Raw genomic sequence first — 11,725 nt, forward strand, 5'->3', positions numbered from 1 at the left:
TGCTTCAGAGCTGCCGGGCGAGGGAGCGTCCCACCGTCCGTCCCGTGAAGATGCAGCCGCCCAGGAATGTACCTTCCAAAGCGTTGTAACCGTGCGCGCCGCCCCCGCCGAAGCCGGCGGCTTCACCCGCGGCGTAGAGGCCTGGCATGAGGCTGCCGTCCCTGGCGAAGGCCTGGCCATTGAGGTCGGTCTGGATCCCACCGAGGGTCTTGCGGGTGACGATATGCAGCTTCACGGCGATGAGCGGGCCGGCCGCCGGGTCGAGGATCCTGTGGGGCTTGGCTGTCCGGAACAACTTGTCTCCGAGGTATCGCCGGCTGTTCTGGATGCCCATGACCTGAGCGTCTTTGGAGTACCGGTTGGTCATTTCCGCATCCCGTTGCAGGATCTGCCGTTCGATGTGCCCGTAATCCAGCAGGGACTCAACGGTGAGACGGTTCATCCCCGCGACGAGGTCGCCGAGGTTTTCGGCGACGACGAAGTCCGCCCCTTTGGTTTTAAACGCTTCGACGGGGGGCGGCGCCCCGTGCCCGAGGCGGCTCCTGAGCATGAGCATGAAGTCGCGGTTGGTGATGTCAGGGTTTTGCTCGGATCCGGAGAGGGCAAACTCCCGCTCGATGATCTTCTGGGTGAGGATGAACCAGGAGTGGTCGTACTGCGCGATGTCGGGAGTCGCGCGCAGGAGCTTGAGCGTGCCGAGGGTGTCGTATCCGGGAAATCCGGGCGCCGGGAGGCGCCGCCCCAGAGCATCGAACCAGAGGGAGGAGGGGCCGGGCAGGATCCGGATCGCGTGATCGGGCCAGATCGGGTTCCAGTTCCGGATCCCTTCGGTGTAGTGCCACATCCGGTCGCGGTTGACCAGACGTACGCCGGCGGCGTCAGCGATGTCGAGCATCCGCCCGTCGACGTGTTTGGGCACGCCGGTGATCATGGTCGCGGGCGGCGTCCCCAGGCGTTCGGGCCACCACTTGCGCACCTGCTCATGATTGCCGCCAATGCCGCCGGTTGCGATCACCACTGCCTGGGCAGTCAGCTCGAACTCGCCGGCTTTGTCCCGGTTCGACGTGGCCCCACGCATTGCTGAGTCGGGCGCGAGCACTGTGCCATGCACGCCAGTGACCGTGTTTCCCGTGCGGATTAGGCCGTCAACCTGGTGGCGGAAATAGAAGGTGACCCGCCGGTCTGCTGCAGCCGCGCGGGCCTTGTCAGCGAATGGTTCCGAGATTCCTGTGCCTGTTCCCCAGGGGACGTGGAAGCGGGGCACTGAGTTGCCGTGACCCCCGGCCCTGCCGTCCCCACGCTCGGCCCAGCCCACGAGCGGGGTGAATTTCACGCCTTGCTCCTGCAGCCACTGCCGCTTGTCGCCGGCCGCAAACTCAACGTAGGCGCGGCCCCACTTCTGCGCCCACACATCTTCGGGGAGATTTCCGGAGAAGCGGTCCCATCCGGCGCTGCCTTGCCAGTCCTGCCAGGCAAGGTCGAATGAGTCCTTGACTCCGAAGCGGCGCTGCATCGGGGTGTTGACCATAAAGATGCCGCCGAACGACCAGAAGGCCTGGCCGCCGAGGTTGGCTTCATTCTCCTGGTCGATGATCGCGACCCGTTTGCCTGCCCGGACCAGCTCGTTGGAGGCCACCAGGCCGGCAAGGCCGCCTCCGATGATGATCACATCTGCATCCAAGCCAATCCTCCTAGTGTGGGCGCGGCCCTGCAGCGTTGCTGCAGGAACGGTTAGTAGCGCGCAGCGTACGGGTACAGCTGCATCCCCGCCATCCGGCTCAGCTGGGTGACTGCGATGCCTTCCTCCGGATTCAACGCCTGGACCACCTGGCCGTTCCCCAGATAGATCGCTACATGGTAGAAGTCCGGCGCCGAGCCCCACACCAGGAGGTCGCCGCGCTGCGCCTGCGAGAGGGGTACGTGGACCGGGGCGGCGGCATACTGCTGCGCGGCAGTGCGGGGGAGGTATTTGCCGGCGGCGGCGAACGCGGCCTGCACCAGTCCCGAGCAGTCAAAACCGTACGGCCCGGTGCCCCCGTACTGGTAGAAGTACGGTGCCCCTACTTTGGTCATGGCGACCGAGATGGCGGTCTCGTTGCTTCCGCCCGGTGACGGTGCCGGAGCGACGGGTGCAGGAGCAGGAACGGGGGCTACCGGTGCCGGAGCAACCGGCGGCGGGCCGGGCGCCGGGGCAGCGGGTGCGGGCGGGGCGGGTGCGGGTAATGGAGCCGGTACCACCTGCGGCGGGACCGCAGGGATGGGACTTCCTCCGCTCGAGCCAGCCCTTCGTCCGGCAGCGCCCTGGTCCGCTGCGGCCTTGTCCGCGGCCGCAGACACGGCTGCTAGGCGGGCTTCCTCGCGCTGCCGGTCGAGGGCATCGACTCGCGCTGATTCCAGGGCAACCGTGGTGTTCCGCAGCTGCGCCAGTTGGTCTACGAGGACTGTCCTTTGCGCCTTGGCGTCGGCCACCGCCTTGGCCTGCGCTGCATTGGCCTGTTCGGCCTCCGTCTTGCGGGCTTCGGCGTTCCTTGCCGCGTCATCTGCGGCGCGGTTGGCGTCCTCGGCCGCAGCGGTCAGGGACCGGGCCGCGGCAGCCGCCGTCTCAGCGGATTCGAAAGCGCGGCTGCGGCTGGCCGAAATTGCCTCCAGGGTTGCAGCCTGCTCCAGGACTTCTCCGCTGCCGCTCATGAACGTGCTAAGCGCCGGGTTCATCCCGCCGTTGCGGTACAGATCCCCGGCGAGCTGGCCGATCTGCTTACGCGTCTTGTCCTGCTCCTGCCCCGCCGCCTCCGCCTTTGCCATGGCAGCCGTGGCGGCCGTCTGGCGCGCCTGCAGCTCCACCAGGGCGTCGCTGTACGAGTTGTTTGCCCGCAGGGCCTGCGCAAAAGTGGCCTCCTGGGCGCTGGCTGCATCCGCCAGGATGCGCTCGATTGCGGTGACCTCTTCCGCCGTCGCGGTCTCATTTGATTTTGCTGCGGCGATGTCTTCCGGAGACGGCATGTCCGGCGACGCCGGACGCTGAATGGCGGGCGCCGGGGCTGCCTGGGCGGGTAAGGCGGGGGCTCCGAAAAGTACGACGGCGGTGCACAGTACAGCGGCCTTCCGGCCGGATCGGGTCAATCCCATTCGCAGAACCTCGCAGCATAGTAAGGCCGGGGCAGCGAGGGTTTGGTGTGCGGCACAAAGATGCCCCTCTGCTGATCGCCCAGCAGTCCGAGGCTACGTGACCGCTTGCACTTTGGCAACAAGAGTCACATCAATAACATAAACAACAACTGTGAAATGAGGGCACATCTAGCCTCGGCGTGTCGGGAAGTCGGCCCTTCGCCTTAGCCCTTCCCGCCTTGTCGCGACTAGGCGTGCTGGTGGGACTCGTGCTCCGAGTGGCTGGCGGGCTCCAACTGGAAGGTGCAGTGCTCGGTGTCGAAGTGGGATCCGAGGCAGGTAGTGAGTTTGTCCAGGACCTGGTCGGCGCCGCGGGCGTTGAGCACTCCGTCTTCCACCACCACATGCGCGGAAAACACCGGCACCCCAGAGGTGATTGTCCAGATATGGATGTCGTGGACGTCGACAACCCCGCCTACGGAGAGGATATGTTCGCGGATCATCTGCACCTCCACCCCCTTCGGGCTGGCCTCAAGCAGTACGTCCACCACATCGCGCAGCAGACTCCACGCCCGCGGCAGAATCATCAGGGCTATCAGGACGGACGCAATGGTGTCCGCTGCCTGGTATCCGGTGATGAGGATGACCACGGCCGCGACGATGACGGCGAAGGAGCCGAGCAGGTCGCCGAGCACCTCGAGATAGGCGCCGCGGACGTTGAGGCTGTCCTCATGTGCGCCCCGCAGGATCATCAGCGATACCAGGTTTGCCACGGCGCCCAGGATTGCGGCGAAGAGCATGACGTCCGTGTGGACTTCGGGCGCAGATCCGATGCGCCTGATGGCCTCCGTGAAGATCACGACCGATATCACGACCAGGATCAATGCGTTTGCCAGCGCCGCCAGCACCTCGGCGCGCTGGTAGCCATACGTCCGCAGGTCGCTGGCCGGCCGGCCCGCGATCCACGACGCCAGGAGGGCAATGGTCACGCCCGCCGCGTCAGAGAGCATATGGCCGGCGTCCGCCAGCAGGGCAAGCGAACCGGAGAGGAGGGCGCCCGCCACCTGGACCACCACCACGGCCAGGGTAATGGACAGGACGGCGATGAGCCGTTTGCGGTGGCGGCCCGTTGCCGTGATTCCGTGGGTGTGGCTGTGGTCGTGTCCCATGCCTACAAGGCTAGTCCCAGCCGAGCTCATGCAGCCGCGCGTCGCCGATGCCGAAGTGGTGCGCCACCTCATGGATCACCGTGACGGCCACTTCGTGGATCACCTCATCACGGGATGCGCAGATTTCGAGGATGGGCCGGCGGTAGATGGTGATGCGGTCCGGGAGCGAGCCCGCGTCCCACCAGGAGTCACGTTCGGTCAGCGGCACGCCCTCGTACAGTCCCAGCAGCACTGTGTTCGGGTCTTCGCCTGGTCCCGGCACATAGTCGTCCTCGATGAACACAGCCACGTTGTCCATGGCGCTGGCAATCTTGGCCGGGATTCGGTTCAAGGCGTCGGCGACCGCGGACTCGAAGTCGTCGGCCGACATGTCAAACGGGGCGCAGTCCTGTGGACCATCCGGGATGATGGGAAGTCCTGGCGGCAGGTTGGCGGGCATATCCCTGACTCTAGCGGGAAGCGGTGACGTCCGGACCTGCTCAGGTCATCTGTCCGTTACGACGCCGACCGCTCGCGGGACCGGCGCCGGGTGAGGCCCACGCCCACCAGGCAGACGGCGCCTCCCACAAGCCCCCAGACAGACGGGATCTCGCCCAGCAGCAGCCAGGAGATCAGGATGGTGGTCCCTGGCACCAGATAGGTGGTCGCGGCCAGTTTGCCGGCGTCAACCAGGGACAGGGCATAGGCCCACGTCGTGAAGGCGATGGCAGTTGGGAAAACACCAAGGTAGCCGAGCCCCAGAGTTGCAGGCAATGGGGCAGCCTGCAACTCGGAAACCAGCTGACCGGTAAAAGGCAAGCAGCAGAGGGCGCCCACCATGATGCCGAACCATGTGGCCTGGCCTGCCGGGAACTTTCGCAGGACGGGCTTCTGGATGATGACGCTGACGGCGGCCAGCACGGCGGCAAGGAGGCAGAGCAGCACGCCGGCAACATCCGCCGTCGGACCTTTTCCGGAGACGGGGCCTGAACCGGAAGCCGATCCCAGCGCGATCAGTGCGACGCCGCCGAACGCTACCAGGCTGCCGATGACAAGCCAGCGGGGGAAGCCCTCCTTGAGGAAGATGCCGGCCATAGCGGCAACGAGAATGGGGGCGACGTTGATCAGCATCGCGCTGGTTCCGGCGTCCAGCAGGTGTTCCGCAGCATTCAATGCCACGTTGTATCCGCCGAACCACATCACGCCGTACGCCAAGATGGGCCACCATTCGTGGCCTTGTGGAAAGTTCCTGCTTTTCCACAGCTGCGGCAGCACCAGGGCACCGAGCACGACGGCGGCAACGGCCAGCCTGCCCAGCGTCAGGGAGCCGGGGGAGAACGTGGGGCCGATGGCCCGGATGCCGACAAAGGCGGAAGCCCAGAGCACCACGGTGACCACTACGGCCACGATGCCCAGGGCACTGGTGGAACGGCCCTCCGGCAGGACGGCAGCTGACTCTTCGGACCGGGTGTGGGTGGTTGCCATGCAGCCAATCTAGTCCGGGTCCGGCGCCCTGGGCTGGCGGAAATCGGCCACGTCTAGTCGAGTTTCTGCCAAAGAACGGGTGGTGGGCCTGAAGCTGCCCATGAGTGCTCGGTCAGCTTCCGGAGGACCACTCCAGGAGCTTCTCAAGGGGCCACGTGGTGACGATTCGCTCGGCGGGGACGTGGTTCAGGGCAGCCCTCTCTGCTCCGTACTGGAGAAAGTCCAGCTGGCCCGGCGCATGGGCGTCGCTGTCAATCGAGAACAAGCAGCCGGCTTCGAGGGCCAGCTGGATCAGGTCATCGGGTGGATCCTGCCGCTCGGGGCGTGAATTGATCTCTACAGCCACGTTGAGTTCGGCGCAGGCGGCAAACACCTTCTTGGCATCGAATTCCGACGGCGGACGGGTGCCGCGCGATCCCTCCACCAGGCGGCCGGTGCAGTGGCCCAGCACGTTCGTGTGCGGATCCTGGATGCCCTTGAGCATCCGCTCCGTCATGGTGGTCCGGTCCGAGCGCAGCTTGGAATGGACACTCGCCACCACAATGTCCAGCCGGTCCAGCATTTCCGGCTCCTGGTCCAACTTCCCGGACTCCAGGATGTCCACCTCGATTCCGGTCAGGAGCCGGAAGCCGTTGCCGTTCCTCTTTCCGTTGCCGTGCTGACCGTCCGAATTGATGGCGGCCACAACGTCAAGCTGTTCGGTCAGCCGCTCCGCACTGAGCCCGTTGGCGATTTTCAGGTTTGGCGAGTGATCTGTCAGGGCAAGGTACTCGTGCCCCAGGAGGCGGGCAGTGTCAGCCATCAGGGAAATGGGTGAGCCGCCGTCGGACCAGTCGCTGTGGCTGTGAAGGTCACCACGGAGTGCGGCGCGGAGTTCCCCGCCGCCTTCGGCGAGCGGTTCGACGTTTCGCTGGCGCAGGTCTTCGAGGTACTCGGGCACTGCGCCGTCCACTGCCTGGCAGATCACCTGGTAGGTCCTGTCCCCGATTCCCTTCATGCTTTTGAGCCGGCCGTCCCGGGCCCGCGCCTCCACTTCGCCAGGTTCCAGGCGGCTGATGATGTCAGCGGCCTTTCGGAAGGCCTGCACCTTGAAGGTGGCGGCGCGTCCGCGTTCCAGCCAGTAGGCAATCTCATTGAGCGCGTCAACGGCATCCATCTGTCCATCTTCGCCGCTCTCGGTGGTTTGTTCACGGGGCTGCTGACCGATTTTGGATAATTCCTGCGGAAGCCCTATAGTTTTAGAGTCCAGTTCGGAGAAACAGCATAAGGACAAAGACTGAAAGCCCCGGCTCGAAGCCTTTTATTTTTGTTCCGAACGGGTTCTGGCCCCCATCGTCTAGCGGCCTAGGACACCGCCCTTTCACGGCGGCGGCACGGGTTCGAATCCCGTTGGGGGTACGCAAGGACTGGTCTGGCAGGCTGCAAATGTCTGGTAGGCTGGAAGCCTTGAAAAAACGCGGTAGCGATACTGCGGAAGCAAGAAAAGCAAGGCCCTGTAGCGCAGTTGGTTAGCGCGCCGCCCTGTCACGGCGGAGGTCGCGGGTTCAAGTCCCGTCAGGGTCGCTCTGATTGCCAGAAGAAATTCCGGCTGTCGTGGTGACTAGTCACCTAGGCTCTGTAGCTCAGTTGGTAGAGCGTTCGACTGAAAATCGAAAGGTCACCGGATCGACGCCGGTCGGAGCCACCAGCTAGAACCCCGCGGTCCCAGTGTTTACACGGGAACTGCGGGGTTCTTTCGTTTCTGGTGAACGAGCGGTTCTGCATCGATCAGCTCAAATCAGCCATGTTCTGGCACAGACCCTTGGTATTCCCTTGGTAGGGAGGGACGAGGGACCCGCTTTCCGACTTGGTGCAACCCCGGGTCGGGAATCGAGTACTACAGTGGATGCATGGCTGCCAGCCGCAATCCGCTCGACGACCTGCGCGAAACCATCGGCCATCTGGCCGATCAGCTCAAGCTGCCCCGCGGTTCGGAGCGCGTCGACGACCTGGTCGGCGATCTCATCGGTGCGAGGCCCGGTCCGGCCCGGCCGCTGTCCGAGGTGCAGGCCGAGCTCGACGCGCTGGTGGGACTGGAGACCGTGAAGGAACAGGTGCGGGCCCTCGTCGCACTGCTCCAGGTCCAGGCCCGCCGTAAGGCGCACGGCCTGCCGGAGGTGGCCACATCACAGCATCTGGTGTTCCTGGGAAACCCGGGCACGGGCAAGACCACCGTGGCGCGGCTCCTGGCCGAGATGTACCGCGCGGTCGGTCTGCTGCAGAAAGGCCACTTGGTCGAGGTCGACCGTTCGGGCCTGGTGGGGCAGTACGTCGGCGCGACCGCCATCAAGACGGACCGGGTGATCCGGCGTGCGCTGGACGGCGTCCTGTTCATCGACGAGGCCTACGCGCTGGCACCGGAGGACGGCCGGATGGACTTCGGCCCCGAGGCGATCGAGGTCCTGCTCAAGCGGATGGAGGACCACCGCCACCGCCTGGTCGTGATCGTGGCCGGGTACCCGCGGCTGATGGAGTCCTTCTTGCTCTCGAACCCCGGACTGCGCTCCCGGTTCGCCCGTGAGATCACGTTCCCCGACTACTCCGTCGACGCCCTCCAGACGATCTTCCACCAGATGCTGGCCCAGCACGAGTACACGCTGGAGCCGGGTGCGGACCAGATGCTGCGCCGCATCTTCACCGGGCTCCACGCGGGCGAGGACTCCGGCAACGCACGGTTCGCCCGCACGCTGTTCGAGCAGGCGCTCAACCGTCAGGCGCTGCGGCTGTCGCTCGACGAGCAACGAAGTCTCGACGCGCTCGATCGTGAGGCCGTCATGACGCTCACCGCGGACGACATCGTCGAGGCCGCGCTGGCCTTGGGCGAGGAGCCGGAGCCGGAACCGACGCCGGAACCGGAGCGGTCCCGCTGGTGGCGCTGGATGGTCTGAGCAAATTTGCGGCGGCTGTAAGGCGAATGCCGTCCCGTCCCGGAGCGGGAAAAGCGCAGGAAATGGGCCGGGATCCCGGCGGGGAAAGGGGAATGGTCCTCGCGGCCACTGGCTTCTTTTTCGTTGCCCACCCGCCGGACCGTCCCCGACTAAGCGCACCTATGCTTCCTGCACTGTTTCCTGATCTGCGGACTCGGGCACTTGGCCCCGCCGCGCGGCGGTAACCGCTGTCAGGATTGCAGATGCCGGTGTCGCGGCCACTAGGAGTGCTGCCAGCATGAACCCGTTAGAGGATCCTCCGCTATCGATGGCCGCCCCGACCAGCGCCGCGGCAAGCGCGATCCCTGCAGCGCTGGCTGAATTGATCCACGTGAACGATTGCGTAAGCCTGTTCGGTGGGACAGTTCGTTGGATCAATAGGTTGCTGGTGGCGACGATCGGGGCGATAGCCGCACCAGCTGCTGCGATGGCGATGGATGCCACCAAAGCGAGGTGGGATACCGCGGCTATGCCGACCATGATCGAGAGGAAAAGTGAAACTATCACGAGCACCCTTTCCGGAGATCCTGGCCACGTTCTGCTGCCGTAGACCAGCCCACTGATCAAGCTGATCACACTCGTAGCAGCCAGCATCAGCCCGGTCAGTTGCGAAACGTGGGACTCGGCCGCGAGGGCGGTAATGGTGATCGGAACGCTGCCGAAGAAGAAGCCAAGGCTCAGATTGACGGCGAGAAGGCCACAGAACGCCGGCGAGTAAAGCCCGCGATTGACAGCACCCGCCGAACGGGTATCCTCGGTCGACGGTTCCGTCTCTCGACGAGTGGAGAGGAACAAACATCCAGTTGCAACACATACTGTCGCGAAGATGACACCCGCCAGCGGCGCGATGCTAACGCTGAGAACCGTGACGAGGATCGGCCCCACAAGAAAGCCGACGTCATTCACGACCGCTTCAAGCGAATAGGCTGTCCGGAGATCCTCTGGCGTCGCTGCGACAACACTCCATCGGGCCGCCGACAGGGCGCCCGGCTGAGGGGTGCTCGCGCCAGCGAAGGCAGCCAAGACGAGCACAACAGGCATCGGCCAGACTTGCGACGCAGCCGAGAGCAGCAGAGTGATCGCCACAATATTGAGGGCGATCAACCCAGGCAGAATTCGTCCCTGCCCGGCACGGTCGATCAGGCGCGCGATCTGAGGACCGACGACCGCCTCGGATATCGCGAAAGCGCCGGTGACCGAGCCAGCAACGGCGAACGAGCCCGTCAGGGCTTCAACTGACCAGAGCATGCTGAGCCCGATCATCGAGACACCAAATCGGGCAATGACTGACGGGACGAAAAATTGGAGGGAGCCGGGCAGCATCAGGATGGATTTGTACGAAGAGAACCCGGTAGAGAAAGGCTGACGAAGCAAACGCGGAAGAACGGTCATAGCCGTAATCGCTTTCCATTGCGGCCGGGTCCCGCAGGCCACCGGGATATATGCGCCCGATTCAACCTACGCGCCTGCACTTGAGTGCGCCGCAGAAACGAGAGGGAACACGCCCTCCCAAAGACTGTATCAATCCGCCAAACACAACCAGTCCCCAAAAGGGACCCGCAGCCGACCGTTGAACTCATCAGCGGCGAAGTGGACTGCAGATTGGTTCAGTGTGAACGAGGAGGCCGTCGGGAGCAGCGAGGCCAGGTCCCTGGCCGCGTCGGTGTCGTTCAGGGATGCGGCAACGACGCCGTCGCCAATCGTTAACGTGATTCGCCTCGCCGGCCGGGGCTTCATCATCGATGCGACAGTGTTGATTCATCGTGCATGCGGTCTTTGCTCTTCGCGTGGGGATGGCGCTGAATGAGTCGCAGAATGCCTATGGCTGTACATGCGAAGAGACAGAGCGTTGAGAGTACCGCAAGGGCCAGGGGGAAGAGGGCCGCGCCCGCTCCGGTTGTAACTGTGGCACCGAGTAGCGGAGGAAAGGCGATCCCTCCGATCATTGATATGCCGATCAATGAACCGCTTACCCACGATTGTCCTCCGAGGAGCTGGGTTGCCCATGCCAGCGCAGAGGGAAAAACCGGCCCGATCGCGAACCCCACAATGGCCAGGCCTGAGACTGCGAAGCCTGGGATCAAGACGAGAACCGAACCGATGATCATAAGTGAACAGCCGAGGGTGACGACTGTTCCCGGATGCAGTCGCTGGATCGCTGCGGCCAGGACGAAACGACTGGCGGTCATGCTGAACCAGAACAGAGATGTTGCCGCGGCTGCTTGCTCGACGCCGATTCCGGTGAGAGTCAGGTAGGTCGCTTCCCAGGTCCCGATGCCGCTACCCACTGCGACATGGAGAACGAAAATGCAGACCATTGCTGCGAATCCGCTGAATAAGTAGAACTGTTTGCCTGCAACGTCCGGCGTCCCTCCAGCTGACACCACAGCGTGTGTCCCGGGTGCCGCTGGACCTTGAGTGGGGTGTGACCGCACTCCGTAAACTCCCAGGGCGGTGATGAGGGTAAGAACAGCAAACGCGGTGAAGTAGGCCGGGTAATGTTCCGGCCCGAAGAGGGCAACGACCAGAGGAGCGAGGATGGCTCCCATGCCGAAGAATCCGTGGAGAAGGTTCAGCATCTTTCCCGAACCGGAGCCGAACGCCACCGCAAACAGATGGCTGAAGGCGTAATCAAGGGCCCCGAATCCGACGCCGGCTGTGGCCGAAGCCGTGACAACAAGAGTGAGGGTGGGTGCCCAAGCGAAACCAATGCTTCCTACGAGCAAGAGCAGGTAGCCGGCCGCCAGCAGGATTCTGTTGCCGATCAGCCCATGGAGACTTTGGCTGGCGATAACACCGAGAAGTCCCCCGATGAAGTGGGCGCTGATGACGATGCCTACTGTGGAGGGGTCGACCCCGAAGCGCTCGATGAGCCGGATCAGAGATGGCCCGTAGAGTGCTTCGAGAGCCCCGATGAGGAGCATTCCGCCGAAAGAGGTGGCGATTCCTATGGGCGTGAAGAGGTGATTGGAAACGATGAATCCTTAGAGGTGATTGTCGGAGAGCGGGGCATCCGAAGTC

Annotated in this window: 10 protein-coding genes and 3 tRNA genes; 4 read left to right on the forward strand and 9 right to left on the reverse strand. The window is 64.3% G+C overall.

Annotation, left to right across the window (positions count from 1 at the left end):
* Positions 1-4 precede the first annotated feature (4 nt).
* From J7E83_RS02920 to J7E83_RS02945, 6 genes are all read right to left on the reverse strand, one after another.
* Positions 5-1,681 carry an FAD-binding dehydrogenase gene (locus J7E83_RS02920; protein ID WP_214958934.1) on the reverse strand — a complete coding sequence of 559 codons (1,677 nt, stop codon included), beginning with the start codon at positions 1,679-1,681 and terminating at the stop codon, positions 5-7.
* 50 nt (positions 1,682-1,731) lie between these two features.
* Complete coding sequence (locus tag J7E83_RS02925) at positions 1,732-3,126, reverse strand: C40 family peptidase (RefSeq protein WP_214958935.1); 1,395 nt, start codon at positions 3,124-3,126, stop codon at positions 1,732-1,734.
* A gap of 227 nt (positions 3,127-3,353) precedes the next feature.
* Complete coding sequence (locus J7E83_RS02930) at positions 3,354-4,274, reverse strand: cation diffusion facilitator family transporter (protein WP_214958936.1); 921 nt, start codon at positions 4,272-4,274, stop codon at positions 3,354-3,356.
* Between the two features lie 10 nt (positions 4,275-4,284).
* On the reverse strand, positions 4,285-4,713 hold the full coding sequence (locus J7E83_RS02935) for a metallopeptidase family protein (protein ID WP_214958937.1): 429 nt from the start codon (positions 4,711-4,713) through the stop codon (positions 4,285-4,287).
* 56 nt (positions 4,714-4,769) lie between these two features.
* Positions 4,770-5,738, reverse strand: a complete 969-nt coding sequence (locus J7E83_RS02940; RefSeq protein WP_214958938.1) for a DMT family transporter — start codon at positions 5,736-5,738, stop codon at positions 4,770-4,772.
* 112 nt (positions 5,739-5,850) lie between these two features.
* Entirely contained in the window at positions 5,851-6,894 is a 1,044-nt protein-coding gene (locus J7E83_RS02945; RefSeq protein ID WP_214958939.1) for a PHP domain-containing protein, read from the reverse strand.
* Between the two features lie 169 nt (positions 6,895-7,063).
* Between J7E83_RS02945 and J7E83_RS02950 the strand changes: the two genes are divergently transcribed.
* The 4 genes from J7E83_RS02950 to J7E83_RS02965 all read left to right on the forward strand — a co-directional run bounded on the left by J7E83_RS02950 (position 7,064) and on the right by J7E83_RS02965 (position 8,665).
* Positions 7,064-7,136 (forward strand) — tRNA-Glu (locus J7E83_RS02950).
* 91 nt (positions 7,137-7,227) lie between these two features.
* Positions 7,228-7,301, forward strand: a tRNA-Asp gene (locus J7E83_RS02955).
* A 48-nt stretch (positions 7,302-7,349) separates the two neighbouring features.
* Positions 7,350-7,425 (forward strand) — tRNA-Phe (locus J7E83_RS02960).
* A gap of 202 nt (positions 7,426-7,627) precedes the next feature.
* Positions 7,628-8,665, forward strand: a complete 1,038-nt coding sequence (locus tag J7E83_RS02965; RefSeq protein WP_214958940.1) for an AAA family ATPase — start codon at positions 7,628-7,630, stop codon at positions 8,663-8,665.
* Positions 8,666-8,824: 159 nt separating this feature from the next.
* On the opposite strand, the gene J7E83_RS02970 is transcribed toward J7E83_RS02965, so the two are convergent.
* The 3 genes from J7E83_RS02970 to J7E83_RS02980 form a co-directional block, all read right to left on the reverse strand.
* Positions 8,825-10,096: an MFS transporter gene (locus J7E83_RS02970; RefSeq protein WP_214958941.1), complete on the reverse strand. Its 1,272-nt coding sequence runs from the start codon at positions 10,094-10,096 to the stop codon at positions 8,825-8,827.
* Positions 10,097-10,225: 129 nt separating this feature from the next.
* Positions 10,226-10,444, reverse strand: a complete 219-nt coding sequence (locus J7E83_RS02975; protein ID WP_214958942.1) for a cyclophilin-like fold protein — start codon at positions 10,442-10,444, stop codon at positions 10,226-10,228.
* Complete coding sequence (locus J7E83_RS02980) at positions 10,441-11,628, reverse strand: sugar MFS transporter (RefSeq protein WP_214958943.1); 1,188 nt, start codon at positions 11,626-11,628, stop codon at positions 10,441-10,443. The genes J7E83_RS02975 and J7E83_RS02980 overlap by 4 nt, the downstream gene beginning before the upstream one ends.
* Between the last annotated feature and the right edge of the window lie 97 nt (positions 11,629-11,725).

Origin of the sequence: Arthrobacter sp. ISL-48, assembly GCF_018613805.1 — a bacterium.
GTDB lineage: Bacteria > Actinomycetota > Actinomycetes > Actinomycetales > Micrococcaceae > Arthrobacter.